At 62.2% G+C, this 17587-nt stretch carries 17 protein-coding genes; 10 read left to right on the top strand and 7 right to left on the bottom strand.

The features are described from left to right. The first annotated feature begins 23 nt into the window (after nucleotides 1-23). From hemC to P1M51_RS15300, 5 genes are read left to right on the top strand one after another with little or no spacing between them, the layout of a single operon-like run. Complete coding sequence (hemC, locus tag P1M51_RS15320) at nucleotides 24-1127, top strand: hydroxymethylbilane synthase (RefSeq protein ID WP_276246037.1); 1104 nt, start codon at nucleotides 24-26, stop codon at nucleotides 1125-1127. Nucleotide 1128: 1 nt separating this feature from the next. Then, nucleotides 1129-1872: a uroporphyrinogen-III C-methyltransferase gene (gene cobA / locus P1M51_RS15315; RefSeq protein ID WP_276246036.1), complete on the top strand. Its 744-nt coding sequence runs from the start codon at nucleotides 1129-1131 to the stop codon at nucleotides 1870-1872. Continuing rightward, nucleotides 1869-2588: a uroporphyrinogen-III synthase gene (locus tag P1M51_RS15310; RefSeq protein WP_276246035.1), complete on the top strand. Its 720-nt coding sequence runs from the start codon at nucleotides 1869-1871 to the stop codon at nucleotides 2586-2588. The genes cobA and P1M51_RS15310 overlap by 4 nt, the downstream gene beginning before the upstream one ends. A gap of 57 nt (nucleotides 2589-2645) precedes the next feature. Beyond that, the gene (locus P1M51_RS15305) at nucleotides 2646-4058 is read left to right on the top strand and encodes a DHH family phosphoesterase (protein ID WP_276246034.1); all 1413 of its coding nucleotides are present in this window, start codon (nucleotides 2646-2648) and stop codon (nucleotides 4056-4058) included. Nucleotides 4059-4110: 52 nt separating this feature from the next. Further along, nucleotides 4111-5391 carry a TIGR00341 family protein gene (locus P1M51_RS15300; protein WP_276246033.1) on the top strand — a complete coding sequence of 427 codons (1281 nt, stop codon included), beginning with the start codon at nucleotides 4111-4113 and terminating at the stop codon, nucleotides 5389-5391. Nucleotides 5392-5421: 30 nt separating this feature from the next. On the opposite strand, the gene P1M51_RS15295 is transcribed toward P1M51_RS15300, so the two are convergent. Beyond that, nucleotides 5422-5757 (bottom strand): hypothetical protein, encoded by a 336-nt coding sequence (locus P1M51_RS15295; protein ID WP_276246032.1) that lies wholly within the window; start codon nucleotides 5755-5757, stop codon nucleotides 5422-5424. A gap of 89 nt (nucleotides 5758-5846) precedes the next feature. Beyond that, complete coding sequence (locus P1M51_RS15290; protein WP_276246031.1) at nucleotides 5847-6443, bottom strand: histidine phosphatase family protein; 597 nt, start codon at nucleotides 6441-6443, stop codon at nucleotides 5847-5849. Nucleotides 6444-6712: 269 nt separating this feature from the next. Here P1M51_RS15290 and P1M51_RS15285 point away from each other — a divergent pair, with 269 nt between their 5' ends. The 5 genes from P1M51_RS15285 to P1M51_RS15265 all read left to right on the top strand — a co-directional run bounded on the left by P1M51_RS15285 (nucleotide 6713) and on the right by P1M51_RS15265 (nucleotide 10524). Further along, entirely contained in the window at nucleotides 6713-7132 is a 420-nt protein-coding gene (locus P1M51_RS15285) for a DUF6789 family protein (RefSeq protein ID WP_276246030.1), read from the top strand. Next, nucleotides 7129-8841 carry a cbb3-type cytochrome c oxidase subunit I gene (locus tag P1M51_RS15280; protein ID WP_276246029.1) on the top strand — a complete coding sequence of 571 codons (1713 nt, stop codon included), beginning with the start codon at nucleotides 7129-7131 and terminating at the stop codon, nucleotides 8839-8841. The genes P1M51_RS15285 and P1M51_RS15280 overlap by 4 nt, the downstream gene beginning before the upstream one ends. A 265-nt stretch (nucleotides 8842-9106) precedes the next feature. Next, nucleotides 9107-9751, top strand: coding sequence for a hypothetical protein (locus P1M51_RS15275; RefSeq protein ID WP_276274675.1), 645 nt, complete (start codon nucleotides 9107-9109; stop codon nucleotides 9749-9751). A gap of 51 nt (nucleotides 9752-9802) precedes the next feature. After that, on the top strand, nucleotides 9803-10123 hold the full coding sequence (locus tag P1M51_RS15270) for a DUF5783 family protein (protein WP_276246027.1): 321 nt from the start codon (nucleotides 9803-9805) through the stop codon (nucleotides 10121-10123). A 44-nt stretch (nucleotides 10124-10167) separates the two neighbouring features. Then, a complete protein-coding gene (locus tag P1M51_RS15265; RefSeq protein ID WP_276246026.1) occupies nucleotides 10168-10524 on the top strand; it encodes a NifU family protein in 357 nt (118 codons plus the stop codon). 16 nt (nucleotides 10525-10540) lie between these two features. Here P1M51_RS15265 and P1M51_RS15260 read toward each other — a convergent pair whose 3' ends face one another. The 5 genes from P1M51_RS15260 to P1M51_RS15240 form a co-directional block, all read right to left on the bottom strand. Then, nucleotides 10541-11434 carry a ketopantoate reductase family protein gene (locus P1M51_RS15260; RefSeq protein ID WP_276274674.1) on the bottom strand — a complete coding sequence of 298 codons (894 nt, stop codon included), beginning with the start codon at nucleotides 11432-11434 and terminating at the stop codon, nucleotides 10541-10543. Between the two features lie 25 nt (nucleotides 11435-11459). After that, nucleotides 11460-11768 carry a hypothetical protein gene (locus P1M51_RS15255; RefSeq protein WP_276246024.1) on the bottom strand — a complete coding sequence of 103 codons (309 nt, stop codon included), beginning with the start codon at nucleotides 11766-11768 and terminating at the stop codon, nucleotides 11460-11462. 343 nt (nucleotides 11769-12111) lie between these two features. Then, nucleotides 12112-17106: a DNA polymerase II large subunit gene (gene polC, locus P1M51_RS15250; RefSeq protein ID WP_276246023.1), complete on the bottom strand. Its 4995-nt coding sequence runs from the start codon at nucleotides 17104-17106 to the stop codon at nucleotides 12112-12114. Then, nucleotides 17103-17246, bottom strand: a complete 144-nt coding sequence (locus P1M51_RS15245; protein WP_276246022.1) for a hypothetical protein — start codon at nucleotides 17244-17246, stop codon at nucleotides 17103-17105. The genes polC and P1M51_RS15245 overlap by 4 nt, the downstream gene beginning before the upstream one ends. Before the next feature lie 83 nt (nucleotides 17247-17329). After that, on the bottom strand, nucleotides 17330-17503 hold the full coding sequence (locus P1M51_RS15240; protein WP_276246021.1) for a hypothetical protein: 174 nt from the start codon (nucleotides 17501-17503) through the stop codon (nucleotides 17330-17332). Between the last annotated feature and the right edge of the window lie 84 nt (nucleotides 17504-17587).

Raw genomic sequence — 17587 nt, 5'->3', positions numbered from 1 at the left:
ACGTCGAACGCAGAGAGCCACCAATGACTACCGAGAAGACGACGATTCGCCTCGCGACGCGTGGCTCTGACCTCGCGATGCGACAGGCGAGCATCGTCAAGGCGGCGCTCGAAGACCGCCGTCACGCGGTCGAACTCGTGGAGGTGGAGACCACGGGCGACCAACTCGAAGACGCGCTCATCCACCAGCTCGGGAAGACCGGCGCGTTCGTCCGCAGTCTGGACGAGAAGGTACTGGACGGCGAGGTGGACGGCGCAGTCCACTCGATGAAGGACATGCCGACGGAGATGCCAGACGAACTCGTCGTCGCGGGCGTCCCCCAGCGCACCCACCCAGGCGACGTGCTCGTCACCGAGGACGGCAGCGAGCTCAAAGACCTGTCCCACGGGGCCGTCGTCGGCACGTCGAGCCTGCGCCGGAAGGCGCAGTTGCTCGCCGCCCGCCCCGATTTGCAGGTCGAACCCATCCGCGGGAACGTCGATACGCGCATCCAGAAGCTGTTCGCGACGACCCTCCAGCCCGAACACGAACGCCGGATGGAAGCAGAACACGCCCGGAAAGGCAACGCCGACAACCCCGACTACGAACCCGAGTACCGGCGCACCTTCGAACAGTGGTTCAACGACCTCTCTGAGTTCGAGAAGGGCGTCCTCGAATACGACCCCGACCCGCGGTACGACGCACTCGTGATGGCCGAAGCGGGCCTCGTCCGCTCGGGACTCGACGAGAAAGTCGAGATGAAACGACTTCCGGCCAGCGAGTTCGTCCCCGCGCCGGGACAGGGAGCCATCGCAGTCACCGCAATCGACGGCGAACTCGGCGACTTCCTCCACAAGAAACTCGACCACCCGCGCACCCGCGTCGAGACCACCGTCGAGCGGACGATTCTCGCCGAGTTGAACGGCGGGTGTATCGCCCCCATCGGCGTGAACGCCATCGTCCAGGGAGCTCACGTCCACACGACCGTCCGCGTCCTGAGCCAGGACGGCGAGGACACGATTTCAGTGACCCGCGACCTCAGGGTCGAACGCCACCCGACGGAAGCGCGCGATCTCGCCCACGAACTCGCAGAGCGCGGCGCGCGCGAACTGGTTGAGGAAGCAAAACGGGCGCTGGACGAGGAGTGAGATGGTCGGGAAAGTCTACCTCGTCGGGAGCGGCCCGGGCGACCCAGACCTGCTCACCGTCAAAGCTCGTCGTCTGCTCAACGAAGCCGACGTCGTCCTTCACGACAAACTTCCCGGCCCCGAAATCATCGACCTGATTCCCGAGGACCGCCGGGAGGACGTGGGCAAGCGTGCCGGCGGCGAGTGGACCCCTCAAGAGTACACGAACAATCGACTGGTCGAACTCGCCCGGGAGGGTAAGACCGTCGTCCGCCTGAAGGGCGGCGACCCGTTCGTCTTCGGACGCGGCGGCGAGGAGATGGAACACCTCGCCGAAAACGAGATTCCCTTCGAAATCGTCCCCGGCGTGACCTCGACTATCGGCGGGCCGGGCGTCGCAGGCATCCCCGTCACCCACCGCGATTACGCCTCAAGCGTCTCGTTCGTCACGGGTCACGAGGACCCCACGAAAGACGAGTCGGCGGTCAACTGGAAGGCGCTCGCCGAAACCGGCGGGACCATCGTCGTCGTGATGGGCGTCGGCAAGTTGCCGAACTACACGCAGGCGCTACTGGATGCGGGGATGGCCCCTGACACGCCCGTCGCGCTCATCGAGCGGGCGACGTGGCCCGACATGCGCGTGGCGACGGGCACGCTCGACACTATCGTCGAAGTGCGAGATGTAGAAGGCATCGAACCGCCCGCAATCACCGTCATCGGCGAAGTGGCCGCGACCCGCGAGCGAGTCAAGGAGTTCCTGCGATGATTGCCGTCTTCCGCCCGGACGACGGCCGACTCGCAGAAGCCGTTGCGTTCATCGAATCACTCGGTGCAGAGGCCATCGGCGACGCCATGCTCGAAGTTCGCCCGACCGGGAACGCACCGCGGGAAGATGGCGACTTCACAGTTCTGACGAGCAAGACCGGCGTCGAACTGGCCGCCGAGGCTGGGTGGAACGCACAGGGAACCATCTGCGCCGTGGGTGAGGGAACCGCCAACCGACTCCGTGATTTCGAGTACCCGGTCCACCGAATTCCCGAGGAATACTCCTCGGCCGGACTGGTCGAAGCGTTGGCCGACGACGTAGACGGCGCGCGCGTCGAAGTCGCCCGGAGCGACCACGGCAGCCCCGTGCTGACCGACGGCCTCGAAGAAGCGGGGGCGTACGTTCACGAGACGGTTCTCTACGAACTCGTTCGTCCCGAGGGCGCTGGCGCGTCGGCGGAGGCGGCCGCCACAGGCGACCTCACTGGCGCGATTTTCACCTCGTCGCTGATGGTCCAGCACTTCCTCGACGCCGCAGAAGAGCGAGGGATTCGCGACGAGGCGCTCGCGGGCCTCAACGAGGCGGTCGTCGGCGTCATCGGCGAACCGACGAAATCGACGGCCGAGGGACTCGGCATCGAGGTGGGCGTGGTTCCAGAGAAGGCCGATTTCAAGTCGCTCGCGCGGGCGGTCGTGGAAGCGACGCAGGCGAACTGAGATTTTCAATCTCCAGCAAGCGAGACTTTAAACGGCATACCGACCCAACTGCTGATAATGGCCGGTCCCGTCCCCGAACTCGAAGCTCGCGCTGTGGAGTGCGCAGAGCGCCTCCGTGAGGCAGACGAAGTCCTGTTAGCGTCCCACATCGACGCCGACGGTCTCACGAGCGCCGCCATCGCCTCACTCGCACTCGACCGCGCCGGGATTCCCTTCGAGACGGTGTTCAAGAAGCAACTGGACGAGACCGAAATCGCGTCGATTGCCGCCTGCGACTACGAGACGGTTCTCTTCACCGACTTCGGCAGCGGGCAACTCGACATCATTGGCAAACACGAAGAGAGAGGCGACTTCACGCCCGTCATCGCGGACCATCACCAGCCAGCGGAGACGGACACCGAGTTCCACCTGAACCCGCTGCTGTTCGGGCTGGATGGGGCGTCTGAGCTTTCGGGGGCGGGCGCGTCGTACGTTCTCGCGCGTGCGCTGGGCGGCGAAGATAATCGTGACCTCGCCGCGCTCGCTGTCGTCGGCGCAGTTGGCGACATGCAAGCCACCGACGGCGAACTCCTCGGCGCGAACGCGAACATCGTCACCGAGGGCGTCGAAGTCGGCGTCCTCGAAACCGGCACGGACCTCACCTTCTACGGCAAGCAGACTCGTCCGCTGCCGAAACTGCTCGAATACGCGAGCGACGTGCACATCCCCGGTATCTCGAACTCCGAGAGCGGTGCCGTAAAGTTCCTCCTGAACCTCGACCTCGACCTGAAAGACGGCACGGAGTGGCGACGCTGGGTGGACCTCTCGCTCGACGAGCGCCAGACGGTGGCGAGCGCGCTGCTCAAACACGCCATCAGCCGCGGCGTTCCGGCCACCCGGATTCAGAGCCTCGTCGGGACTTCCTACACACTCGCTGCAGAGGACGAGGGCACCGAACTGCGCGACCCGAGCGAGTTCTCGACGCTGCTCAACGCCACCGCGCGCTACGACCGGGCGGACGTGGGTCTCGCCGTCTGTCTCGGCAACCGCGAAGGCGCACTCGACCGAGCGCGGAAACTGCTCACAAACCACCGACGAAACCTCTCCGACGGACTGCGCTGGGTCACCGAGGAGGGCGTGACCCACGAGGAGCACGTCCAGTGGTTCCACGCGGGGGACCGCATCCGCGAGACCATCGTCGGCATCATCGCGGGGATGGCCGTCGGCGCGGACGGCATCGACCGCGGCGTGCCCATTTTCGCTTTCGCGGAGAAGACCGACGAACCAGACGAGGTGAAAGTCTCTGCACGCGGGTCACCGGCGCTGGTCCGCAAGGGACTCGACCTCTCTGCGGTCATCGGAGAGGCGGCGCGGTCGGTGGGTGGCGACGGCGGCGGCCACAACGTCGCGGCGGGCGCGACGATTCCGAAGGGCAAAGAGCAGGCATTCATCGAGGTAGTGGACCGATTGGTCGGTGAACAACTGGGCTGAGGCCGCGCCGGGGCCGCATAACTGATATCCATCCTCACACGAAGTGAGGGGTATGCGTCTCGTTCAGGTGTTCGTCCCCGACGGACACCGCACGTCAGTCGAGGAAATCCTCGACGACGAAAACATCGACTCTATCTCGACTGCTGAGGAGGGCACGGGCGAAGGCGTTATTTTCCACTTCCCACTGCCACCACAGGCTGTCGAACACGTTCTCGACAGACTCGAAGAAGCCGGGCTCGACCGCGACAACTACACCGTCGTCTTAAACGCGGAGACGGTCCACACGCCGCGCTTTGGCGAACTCGAAAACCGGTACGTCGAAGGGACCGAAGAGAACGACCGAATCGCGAGCGAAGAGATACGGACGAAGGCCCGGAATATGCACCCGAATCCGGTGACGTACTACGCGATGACGCTGCTCTCTGCGTTCGTCGCGACCGCCGGGCTGTTACTCAACTCGCCGGCAATCGTGGTCGGGTCGATGGTCATCGCCCCGCAAGTTGGGTCCGCGCTGACCGCGAGCGTCGGTGGTGTCCTCAACGACCGCAAGATGCTCTGGCAGGGGTTGCGGGCCCAGAGCTACGGTCTCGCGCTCGCCATCGTCGGCGCGGCGGTGTTCGGCTGGCTATTGAAGACAGCCGCGTTCATCCCGACCACGCTCGACGTTTCGACGGTTGACCAGATCAGTCGACGTATCTCGCCGGGCTTCCTGTCGCTCGCCGTCGGCATCTGTGCGGGGGCGGCCGGGGCGTTCGGCCTCGCGACGGCGCTCCCGGCCTCGCTCGTCGGCGTCATGATTGCCGCCGCCCTCATTCCGGCGGCCGCGGCGGTCGGCATCGGCGTGGCGTGGGGCTATCCGACCGTGGCGGCGGGGGCGTTCGTCCTGCTCGTGATGAACGCGGCGGCCATCAACCTCGCGGGCTTCAGCGTGCTCCGATATCTGGGGTACAAGTCCGGGCGTGTGGACAACGATGGCCACAGCGGCCCGTCGCTCGGCGCAATCGCCGCCGTCCTCATCGTGGTTGGGTCGCTCGGCGCCGCCGGTGCGGTCACCAGCCAGCAAGTATCCTTCGAGAATACCGTGAACAGCGAAGTCGAGGACATCCTCTCGCAACCCGCGTACGACGAGCTCGAACTCGTCCGGGTCGATACCTCCATCGCGGACGAGGGAGTGTTCACCGACGAACAGCGGGTGAGCGTCGTGGTTCGCCGGCCTCCCGACAGGAGCTATCCGTCCCTCGCTCCGACCATCGCGGACGCGGTCAAGGGACACACCGACCAGAAAATCGTCGTCGAGATTACGTACGTCGAACAGGAACGGTACAGACAGTAGGAAAAATGAGGGTCGTATTGGCGACGTAGGCTATGTGACGCGTTCAGGAGAACGGAGTTCGACGACGACGGAGGCGAGATACGTCGCCATCCCGCCAGTCATGCCGTCGTGTCCCTTCGTGTAGATCGGTGTCGTTGGTGCGAGCGATTCGAGCGTCGTGAGCCAGGCTTCTCGATGTGGCTCGTCGAGCCCGGACCCGAGGACGATGGCGTCGAAGCGTCCCGGTTTCCAGATGGCGTCGATGTCGCCGTCTCCGTGGATGCCGTCCACGTCGTAGCCGGCTCTTCTGAGATTTCTCACGAGCGAGGTAGTGATGTCGAAGTCACGCCCCACGATGAGAATTCGTGGCTTCGGTGTCTGGTGCATGAGGCCCCCTGCCGAGCGTGACCACTCGGTTGGTGCTACCTACGCGACGGACGAAAGTCTCTGTTTCGCCGGCAAGCGCCAGCGTGGCGTCAGGTTGTCCGTCGGTCCGTCGGTGAAGCAGTGTCGATTCGCTCAGTGGTAGCGAGCACACCATCCTCGAATACTGCGCGCAAGCAATCTGGCGTCCGGAGCTCGTCACGCCAGAAGGCGAAGTCGAACCGGTCGTCGTAGTGGTTCAGGATGAGAGTCAGGAGGTTGCCGTGGGTCCCGACGACGACGTGGTCGTCGGGGTGGGCGTCGAGAATTCGTTCGAGGGCAGTGACGCCTCGGGCCTGTGCCTCCCAGTTGGACTCGCCGCCCGGCCACGAAACGGTCCAGTCGGACCAGACGGCGTCGATTGCGCTCTCGAACGTCTCGCCGATATTCTCGGCTGGCCCGTCGGTCAGCGTCCGTTCGCGAAACTCGGGAACGAGCTCGATGTCGAGGCCGTGGTCCGCGGCGATTGGTTCGACCGTCTGCACCGCCCGCTCGTAGGGGCTCGCGTAGATGGCGGCAGGCGGGCGGTCACTGAGCGACGCGGCAACTGCGCGGGCGGCGGCGTGACCCTCCTGAGAGAGCGGGCGCGTCGCTTCCTGGTTCGGAAGCCAGGGTGAGTGGGCGTGGCGGACGAAATAGACGACAGTCATAGACAGTCCCGCGACGGAAACGTTCGAAAGTCCGTCGATTGGGCGCGGAAGGTGCGCCTCAGGAGGGACGTTCGGGTGACGAAGCGAATTTTGTATCGCGGCATGCAGTTTATTCCGCGGTGAACTTCCACAGACCACCACCCCACTGGCGGTCGATTCGCTCGAAATCCACCGAGTCGGCGAGGATTGAAGTGACTCACGCAAGAAGGGTTGGACAAGTGATAGGACGGCCGCGAGAGTTTTTAACCCGGGGTTCGGACGCCCAACCAATGAACCGACCGTTGAGCGCCATCGCGGGCGGTGCCGCTGGCATGGCACTGCTCTCGGTGATGCTCGTTATGTTCGAAGTGGAAACGCGGTCGCAGATTGGCTTGTTCGACGTCATCGCCCGGTTCGTCGGCCTCCCCGGGCAGACCGCGCTCGGGTTCATCCTGTTCGCGCTCGCCGGCATCTTCGCTTGGCCGCTGCTGTTCATCTCACTCGAGAATTACCTCCCCCTGTGGCCCGACCCCGCCGTCCGCGGGATGGGATTCGCCGCCGCCTTCTGGGTCGGCTTCATCATCCTCGGTAGGGGGAGCCTCTCCGGCCCCATCCTCATCATGTACGGTATCACGACCCTGCTCGCACACCTCGCCTACGGCTTCACGCTCGGTGCGGTGTACGCCCGCCTCTCAGAGGAATCCCCATGAATCCAACCGTCCTGTTCGTCGCCGTGCTCATCTCTCTCGTGACGCTCGCCCTCCTCCGAACCACCGGGTCGAAACGCCTGCTCGCAGACGGCGGCTACATCGAGGGTGTAGAGACGACGACCCGCGAGAAACCGGCCGGTATCCTTCGCTGGATAACCACCGTGGACCACGCGGACATCGGGTTGCTCTACCTGATTCTGGCCACTGTGACCGGCCTCTGGGGCGGCATCGACGCGATGATGATGCGCACCGAACTGGTGACCCCCGAGGCGACGGTGTGGACCGCAGAGACGTACAACGCGCTGTTCACCGTCCACGGGACGACGATGCTGTTCTTCTTCGCGACGCCCGTGTTCACCGGCCTCGCCAACTACTTCATCCCGCCGCTGGTCGGCGCAGACGACATGGCGTTCCCCCGGGTCAACGCCATCGCGTTCTGGTTGCTGCCTCCGTCGCTGTTCCTCGTTCGAGCGGGACTGATTACCGAAGTCATCGCCAAGGTCATCACGCCGCTCGGCCTGCCGACGCGCGCCCTGTTCGCCATCGAACCGCCGGCGATCGGCTGGACGATGTACACGCCGCTGTCGCGCGCGGCGACGAATCCCGAGGTTGACCTGTTCCTGCTCGGCCTCCACCTTTCGGGTATCGCGACGGTGCTTGCGGCGAGCAACATCATCGTCACCATCTTCACCGAACGCGACTCGTCGGTCAACTGGGCCAATCTCGACATCTTCTCGTGGACGATGCTCACCGCGAGTGGTCTCATCATCTTCGCGTTCCCGATGCTCGGCAGCGCGATGATAATGCTCCTGCTCGACCGGAATTTCGGGACGTTCTTCTACTCGCTCGAAGCGGGCGGCGCAGCCCTCTGGCAGCACCTGTTCTGGTTCTTCGGCCACCCCGAGGTGTACATCCTCGTGCTGCCGGCGTTCGGTATCGTGAGTTACGTCCTGCCGAAGTTCACGGGCCGGAAACTGTTCGGCTTCAAGTTCGTCGTCTACTCGACGCTCGCCATCGGCGTCCTCTCGTTCGGCGTCTGGGCCCACCACATGTTCACCACCGGGATGGACCCGCGGTTGAAGGCCTCGTTCATGGCCGTCTCGCTCGCCATCGCGGTTCCAAGCGCGGTGAAGACGTTCAACTGGATTACGACGATTTACAACGGAAAAATTCGCCTGACCGCGCCGATGATATTCTGTGTCGGTGGCATCTCGACGTTCATCGTCGGCGGCGTGACCGGCGTGTTCCTCGCCTCAATTCCAATCGACCTGTTGCTCCACGACACCTACTACGTCGTCGGCCACTTCCACCTGATTCTGGTGGGCATCATCGTCTTCGCGATGTTCGCCGCGAGTTACTTCTGGTATCCAATCCTGACGGGGCGGATGTTCAACCAGCGTCTCGCCCGGGCGCACGCCTGGGTGAGCATCGTCGGGACGTTCCTCACGTTCAGCCCGATGTTGCTCCTCGGAATGATGGGGCTTCCGCGCCGGTACGCCGCCTATCCCGCCGAGTTCGCGCCACTTCAGCAGGTCTCGACTGTCGGCGCACTCATCCTCTTTGCCGGCGTTGGGATGTGGCTCTGGAACATGATACAGTCCTATCGCGTTGGCGCAGTCGTGACCGATGCAGACGTGTGGGATCTCCGCGAGACGGGCCAGTTCTCGCGGGAGTGGGAGTGGTTCGAGCGGAAATTATCTCGAAAATAGGCGAGACAGCCGCTCCCGGCGGATGTTCGAAAACTGGCCACTTCACATACGTACACTCTATGTGACGATACGAAACCGTTCGCCATTTCGTTTCAGTCGAGTCCAAATATCTATTTCTCTAACTGTAGCGAGAATTTATATACGCGATGTGAACTATCTGAATAATAGATATATTCTGAAGGAGAGAAAGCGCCACGAACGCGAGACGGGTTGGAGGCCCATCGAGGACGGTTCCGGGCTCGACACCGGACAGTTACGGGTTCAGATGAACGCGGACGAAGCGCGAGTTCAGGACCGACGGCGGGACGAACGACGACTCGTCTTACACGCTCGACGCGCTCGCTGCTACCGTCCTTGCGGGGACGAATCTGCTCGTTCGTGGCCCGCTGATGAGCGGGAGGTTGCCCTCCAGAAGACGCTGCTCTGTGAGGGGTTGGTCAGCGACCAGGGCGTGGTGCTGGCGAGCGTGACCACAGGCGGTAGCGAAGTCCTCGCCGAGTTCCACTCGCGCATCGGCGAGGTTCCGCGCATGGGAATCATCGACCGTAACGGCGGACAGGCGAGCGACGGGATGCCCACTCAAGTCAGTCAGGTCGCCACGCCGGCAGACCTCACGGGCATCGGCATCGAGGTGGCTCGATGGTTCACGCGGTTCGAGCAGGACGACGCGACAGCGGGGGTTAGATTCGGCGTCGATTCGCTCTCCTCGATGCTGATGTACGCTGACCTCGCGCGGGTGTTCCGGTTCGTGCACGTCCTCACCAACCGCGTTCGGCAGGCAGACGGCCTCAGCCTGTTCGGGTTCAATCCCGGGTCCCGCGACGAGAAGACGGTCAACACGCAGCTGTTCGACGGGCAACTCGTCGTCCACCACGAGGACGACCCCTCGCTGATTTTGCGAAACGAGTGACGGGTTCGCTGATTCGGCCACTTTTTATTCACCGTTCTCCACAGACCAGACATGAGCGAGTTCGACCCGAAGAAGTTCGAGGACAAGTACGTCCACTACTTCCCACAACTCCAGCAGGCGTACAAGTCCGCGTTCAACAGCATGAACGACGAGTACGACTCACAGCTCGTCCATGGCATCGACCAACAGATTCTGAACGAGAGTGAACCGTTCTACGAGGGTGACGGCAAGTTTCGTATCGAACTGCCACCCAATCCCCACGAGCGGCTCACGGCAGTCGTCGTAGACGACGAGAAACTGGACGCCGTCCTCGCGGTCTACGTAGAGCGAATCGAAGCGGAATTGCAGGCCGTCTTCGACCTTCGCGAATAACCGAAGACCAAACACCTAAGGAGAATCACCCCATAGCCGCGAACATGAGCACGGAATCCAGAGAGCCAGAAGACGACTTAGAAGAGCGCGTCATGAACTTCCTGCGACGCAACTTCCCGCAGATTCAGATGCACGGCGGGAGTGCCGCGATTCAGGACATCAACCGCGAGGAGGGGTCCGTGACGGTCGCCCTCGGCGGTGCTTGCAGTGGCTGTGGCATCTCGCCGATGACGATTCAGGCCATCAAGAGCCGCATGGTCAAGGAGATCCCAGAAATCAACCAGGTCCACGCCACCACCGGAATGGACGGCATGGACGAGGGGATGGGCCACGGCATGACGCCGAACTTCCCCGGCGACGACGAGAGCGAGGACAACGAAGGCCCGCAGGCCCCGTTCTAACGACTCGATTTCTGGCTCACGCACGCCGTGCGTGATGCTTCTCCCACGCTTTTACTAGGTTCGCGAGCGTCGCGTTCACCGGAACCGAAACCGCACCTGCGTGCGCGACGACGTAGCCGTTGATGGCGTCGATTTCCGTTCGGCGCTCGATGCGAATGTCCTGGAACATCGAGGACGTGTTTTCGGCCGTGGCGCGGGCGACGGCTTCGACGGCCTCGACGGCAGCGGCTTCGGAGAGGTTGACGCCCTGTGCCTGCGCGACGCGAGCAGTCTCGCGGGCGGCCGCCACCGCCGTCTCGCGGGCAGGGCCGTCGAGGATGTCACCGTTCTCTATCCGCGTGAGCGCCGTCACCGGATTGATGCCCGCGTTCACGGCCAGTTTCTCCCAGCGGCGAAGCGGCATGTCGGTTGCGACGGTGGTGACGATGCCGGCGGCCGAGAACGCCTCGCCGATTCGGTCTGCGAGCGTCGAGGAACCACCTTCTGGCAGGCCGAGGACGACGTCGCCGACGCCGGTACAAAAGACGTGACCGGGTTCTGGTTGGACCGCGCCGTAGGTACAGGTCCCGGCGAGAATGGAGCACCCGAGCGTCGCCGCAAGCGTCTCCTCGTTCCCCATCCCGTTCTGGAGTGTCAAAACTGCGTCTGCGGGACAGTCTGCGAGGGCGTGGGCTGCCTCCGCGGTGTCGAACGCCTTGACCGTCACGATGACGAGGTCAGCGCTGTCGGGGACCGTCGTCTCTGCCTTCGGGTAAACGGTGAAGTCGAACTCACCGCCGACCTGGAGGCCCGACTCGCGAACTGCCAGCATGTGTGGGTCGCGACCGACGAGCGTCACGTCGTGTTCGCGAGCGAGGAGGCCGCCAACGAGGCTTCCGAGGCTACCCGCGCCGAACACGACAATCTTCATACGGGAAGTGGTTCGGCGGGGAAAATCAGTCTTCCGTGTAGTAGTAGAGGTCCTCTTTCGGCGAGCCACAGGACGGGCACGCGTCGGGTAGGTCGTCCTCGATGTCACCCATCTCGCCACACGACCAGCACCGCCACATCAGTTCACCCTCACCGAACTCGTGACCGGCGCGGATGTGCTGGATAGAGAGGCTCTCGACCCCTTCCTCGGTTGTCACGTAGAAGCCGTGTTCGTCGAATCCACGGATTGTCCCGAGTTTGTTGCCACCCTCGTCGAACACGTCGAGCCCGAACGGGAGTTCCTTCTCGATGTAATTCTGTGAACTGTCACCCATGCCCGAGCTATTGGTTCGCAAACCAGATAAAACTCCTCGCCATTTTCGAAAACAGTCAACGAAAACGGAACGAAAAGTCACGGACTGCGGAGAGACGAAACGGAAGTCAGGAACGATGAGCAGTGCGGTTTCGGTGCGGTCAGGGACTACTCTACACAACTGGTAGAAATCAACCGGAAGTAAGGCCACTGAGTACAAAGAAAGTAAAATAATGCGGTTGCGGTGCGGTTGCGGAAACCAGCAAGCATCGCACCCGAATGCGCCGTCGGCGCATTCGGCCTTTTTCGGGCGCGTTTTTCAAGGAGTGGGTCGCGAAGCGACCCCGACGCAGAAAAAGGTGCGCTCACATGAAGTCAGAAATTTTCGACGCCTTGTTCTTGTCGTTCTCGAACACCGAGCGAATCGACTGGTCGAGGATGTCGAGGCGTTGTTTGGTGTACTCGCGGGCCCCGTACTCCTCTGCGACCCTGATGGCGGTGTCTACGTACTTCTTGACTGAGCCTTCGTGGACGGTGAGGTTGACCCGGCCGCCACACTCCCGACAGTCCCCAGAGAGCGGGAACCGGCGGAACTTCTCGCCACAGTCGAGACAGCGCGTCTCCTGGCGGGAGAACGCCCGGAGGTTGCCGATGATGTCGGGCATGAAGTGGTACTCGATGACGCGCTCTGCGACGTCGGTTTCGTCCACAGCCCGGAGCTTTCGGGCGAGTTCGAGCTGGGCGTCCATCTTGTCCATCATCGACCCGAGGGTCTTGTACGCAGAGAGGTCCGGCCCGAGCGCGATGTTCGACGTCTCGTGGGTGTGGCGGAAGTCGGTGTACTCGCGGTCGGTCCCGAGGGTGTCCTCTGCGAGTTTGATGTCCACCTCGCCGGGGTCCACCATCTCGCGGGTGGCCTCGTAGAACTCGCGCGGGTAGCGGTCCACGATGTCCATGTTGTGGGCCTCGTCGTCGATTTCCGAGGGGTCGATGCGCGAGGACATCACGAGCGGGGCGTCCATGCGGCCGCCGCGCTTGTTCGGGAGGTACTGCTTCGAGAAGTTGAGCAGGCCGTCCATGAGGAGCATGACGCAGTCCTCGTCACCGTCGCATTGACCGGTAAAGAGGTCGTTGGCGACGAGTGTGTTCGTGTCTTCGACGGTGACGGAGTAGGTGTGTTCCGTGTCAGATTCGACGATTTCGATGGAGGTTATTTCGTCAAGCCAGACTTCTCCACCGTCACCAAGAATGCGTTGAGAACGGACATCAGCCGATTTGACCACGGACTGGAGCGTCGATTGTTTTCGGTCGAGATGGAATCCGATTTGTTTAGCAAACCTGACTGCGTTCTCAGACGAGATTTTCAAAACCCACGATTCGAATTCTGGCGATTCATCTTCGTAGAATTCTGCAACGATTCCAGATTCAATGGTTCGAGTCTCTTGAGCTACTTTCGAAGAGATTCCAAAGCGCTTCAGAGACGCAACCAAGTCCTCCTTGAGTTCATCGCTAATCGTGTGAGCTCGAATATCAAGACGGTCAGCAGACGTGCTGCCATCCCCACTGAAGTATGCCGCAAGGAACGCACGAAGCAGTGGGTTAGGAGCACTAAGTATTGCATTTGGAATGCGTTTACTCTCGGCGCGAGAGCCCGTTTCTAGGATATCTGCGAATAGCGTCGCGACAAGACGACTTGAAGCAGTCACTTCCCACTCGTTCTCTTCGAAAGCATCGACCGAGAGCGCATCGGCGAAGGTTTCGATGATGTGCTCTCTAGCTTTTTCGTCTGGGATACAAATCGTGGTTTGGTAGAAACTACCCGACTCTCTACGTGTGAATCCTTCTGCTGCATAATATCCAAGGAGAATAGCAAATGATTCGTCGATTGCGAGATGCCGATTGACTGTCGCTGTATCTCTTCGAATCGAAAGATGAACCTCTGCAGGAACTCGTGTGAGTACCTCTTCTTGGCCAAGGAGTATGATGAGAACAGAGACAGGGACACTGTCTCTAGACACCCAATTGTAAACGGTGGACTTGCTACATCCAAGGATTGTAGCAACTGGCTTCAGGTAACCTACACCCTCAGTAGATTCATCGAAGAGTTTCTTGATTCGGTCTGCGCCGAGTCCACGGACCATAAGGTCTTCATTTGGAAGCGAATCGTTCTCCACAAATTTGGCGAGTAGATCGATTTGAGTCGAAACGCCCCCAAACTCTATCTCCTTAGGCGCAGGAATCGAGTCTTCAACCTCCAACTCGTGGGCATCGACTCTGTCAATTCCCTCTGCCCATCGTAGCATCGAATGCTCTGGCGTGACCTTCAGAGAGCGACCATTTCGCGTCTCAATCTGAATCAGATGGTCAGGCGAGGGGTGTTTTGAGACCGCTTCGACCCGTTTTCTCACGACCTCACCGTCCTCAGTCACAGAGGGCACATACACATCACCATCAAGTTCAGAGACGAGTGCGCCAAAGTCGTCCTCGCGTGGGTCATTGAGACGCTCCTCGACGAGTGATTCAATCTCGTCGTAATGCCATTCCTCTCCCTCATCTTTGTACCACACCTTGGTCGTCGGATGGAAGCAATTCCGCCGCTTGGCTGCGTGAAAATAAGGGTGCGCATAGCCGACGGCCGCACTCGTAAACCCAATCACGCGCCCGACGACGGCGGCGCTCGTGTGGGGAGCCATCCCGAAGACGAGTTCGCCCACGAGGTCCTGCCGGTCTTCGAACTCGTAGAACGGTTCGAGGTCGTAGTACTGGGTCAGGAGGTCGTCGACGAAGCCGCCGATGCGAAGCATGTGCTCTGCTGCGCCGTCCGAGAGGACGATGTCCTGGACGCGAAGTTCGACGACCTGGTCGTCGTGTTCTAAGGGGTCGCCGTTTACGTCCTCGTTGTAGCCAAGTTCGCGGAGTTGCCCGACGGTGATGTCGAGTTCGTCCGGGCGGATGGCGGTCACGGGCAGGTCGGTCATGTCGTAGCGGACGGTGCCGTCTTTGAACACGGAGACGCCGTTTTTGCTCCGGAGGATGCCCTTCTCCATCGGTTCGGGCGTTTTGTGTTTCGAGGTCAAGCCCTTCACGCCCTTCAAGATGTCAAAGGCGGTTTCGCGCTCGCCGACGTTCGCGAGGGCGTTGCGGTACTCCTCGCGGATGTTGACCGGACGACGCCACTCGGTGGAGGCTGCTTTGCCACAGCGTGGACACTCGGCGCGGCCCCCCTCGTCGGGTTCGACCTCGATTTCACAGGACCAGCATTCGTACTGTGGCTCGGTCGCGCCCTGGCAGTCGGGGCACTTGTTCTTGAATGTGATTTCACCGCAGGCGGTGCATTTTCGTTTGCCGACGGTGACTTCGACTTCGCCCCGAGTCGCGTTGCGGTCGGCGAAGTGGTTCGCGGCTTCTGAGACGGAGCGCTGGCTGCCGCCGGCCTCGCCGATGGGGAAGAGGGTGTGGACCGCCGGGCTCAGGTCGCGTTTCTCCGACTTTTCGGGGCGTCCCATCCGGTTTCCGATGCGGGTCGGGGCGCGTTCCTGCAGGGAGAACGGAGCGACTTCGTTTACTGCATTGTGCGCGTTCGGCCACGCACGCGACGTGGCTGAGAGGTCATCCCACTGTTTGTCGAGCGATTCGGAGAGGCCAAGCGAGGCGACGAGCGGTTTCCAGACCGGGATACGGATTTCTTCGGGACCCTGTGAATGTTCGATGAGAAGCCATTCGAGGGACTGACGAGGATCGTCTTCGTTCGGGACGTAGAGAGCCCCGTCTTCGACGTAGCCCTCGGCGACGGCGTCGGCGAGCATCTCGAACTGCTCGACCGAGAGGTCGTGCCAGAGGTAGGTGTAATCGGGGTGAAGCGGCGCGTCGTACTCTCGCGCCCAGGTGAGTGCCTGCTCGGGGCTGGGATGTTCGAGGTCAACGCGGGCGTCGTCGGCGAGCGCCTGGACGTCCGCGCCGGCGTGCTCGAAGTCCTGGACCCACCACTCGAAGACGTACGAGGCGGGAATCAGCGGGTGGTTGTTCTCGACGAACTCGCCGAAGTTGACGAGGTACTCGCCGAGGTCTAGAATTTCGACGACTCCATTGCGGAGTTTCAGCGCCTCGGCCGGGTCGTCGATGCGGCGAACGTCGCCGTTCGCGAGTTTGACCGTCGGGCCTTCGATGGAGTCTACCGGGATGACCCCGCCCGCTTTTCCGGGGCGTTCGGTCTTGATTTGGGTCCCGGTTGCGAGGAAGTCGTCCACGACGTGCATCGTCGCCGGTTGGACGCCAGCGGTCGCGAACCCGTGGTTGCGAGAGCGCCCGTAGCGGAGGCGAAAGCCGCCGGGCATGCTCGGGTGTGAAAACACGGGACGGCCGGCGATGAGGTCGCGCAGGAACTTGGTCTTCGGTTCGGCCCGCGGTGGGCCTTCGACTTCGACGGCTGGTTCTGGCTCGTCGGCCGCAGGTTCGGCCTCGGTCGCCTCCGCTTCGTCGGGTGCGTCTTCGTCGGCCTCGGGTTCCTCCCCGTCTTCCTTGCCGATGGTCCCGTCGATGAGATCGTCGAGCCACGGCCAGTCGATTTCGTCGAGGGCGGAGGTGTAGCGTTTGATTTTCGGTGCCTTCTGGGCAATCCCTTCGCCGAGGACGAGACACATCCCGCCACGAGGGTTGTTGGTGCCGACGCGCTCTAAGTCGCGAAAACCGGAGACTTCCTCACTCCCGGTGGCTTCCCCATCTAGGCAGATGGGGCAGTTGCGGGCGATGAACTTCGTCTCCTTTGGCTTCGGCGTGTACTGGAGGCCCGTCTCTTTGTCGTAGAGTTCGAGTTCTTCTGCGTAGCGTTCGACCTCGTCGTCTCGCGGTTTGTACTGGTCGATGCCGATGAGTGCGCGGGTGTAGTCGGCCACGAGCACGGAGAGCGCCTGTGCAGTCCCCCCGGCGGAGCGAATGGGGCCAGCGTAGAAGACGCGGACGAACTCCGTGCCGTCGTCGTTCGGAACGATTTCGACGCGGTCGATGCCCTCGATGGGCGCGGCGACGACGCCCTCGGTGAGAAGTGCGACAGCCGTTCTGACCGCGCCTTCGACTTTGCCTTCTCGGGTTTCGTAGTCACCGACGTCGCCAGCAGCGAAGTCCTTGGCGAGTTCGAGGGCCGCTTCCTCGCGGCTCATCTGGTCTTCGAGTTCGCGGACGCGGGCGGCCACGCCTTCGATGCCGAGGATGTTCTCGACGCGGTCTGCCATGTCCTTCGCGATGGGAATCTCGACTTCCGGTTTCGGGTCGTTACCTTGCTCTTTGGCTTTCGTCGCGAGAGCCATCGCTTCGTCGAGCCGGGTTTCGAGCGTCTCGAAGTAGCGTTCGTCCTCCGGTCTCATCGTAGCCAGTGGGTCGGGGTGCGCGGTTCGGCGGCGGTTCGGCCGGCCGCGGCTGCTCCCTGCGCGGCTAGCCCGAAGAAAAGCGCCGTCTCAGCGTTCGACACGGGACTGTCGTCGAGGGAGACGTCGCAGTAGTGCATACGCTGGCCACGGTGGGCGCGATGAAAAGTGTACAGGTCTGTCCTCGTGACAGTGCGGTTCGAGAGAACGAGTGGCGTGTGGGTCAGGCCCAGGCAGAGAGTGTGACGGCCTCTTCTGCGCGGCAGGATACCCATGCGTCATCACGGCAAATGTCGGCAATAATGAGTCGGGCGACGCTCCCCGATTCATCGACCGAGGCCATAACCTCGGCTTCGTCAAAGACCGGTTCCGACCGAGCCGTAATGTCCGGTGCCATACTATGCTATATCATAACAAAGAATATAAAGTCTCCGAATCGGGACGATTGGCGGCGCGCCCTGATGGGGTCAGCGTCTGCAGC

Origin of the sequence: Haladaptatus sp. QDMS2, assembly GCF_029338295.1 — an archaeon.
Classification (GTDB): Archaea; Halobacteriota; Halobacteria; order Halobacteriales; family Halococcaceae; genus QDMS2.
Note: the sequence above shows the minus strand (reverse complement) of the source record. Positions and strands in the feature narration are given on the sequence as shown.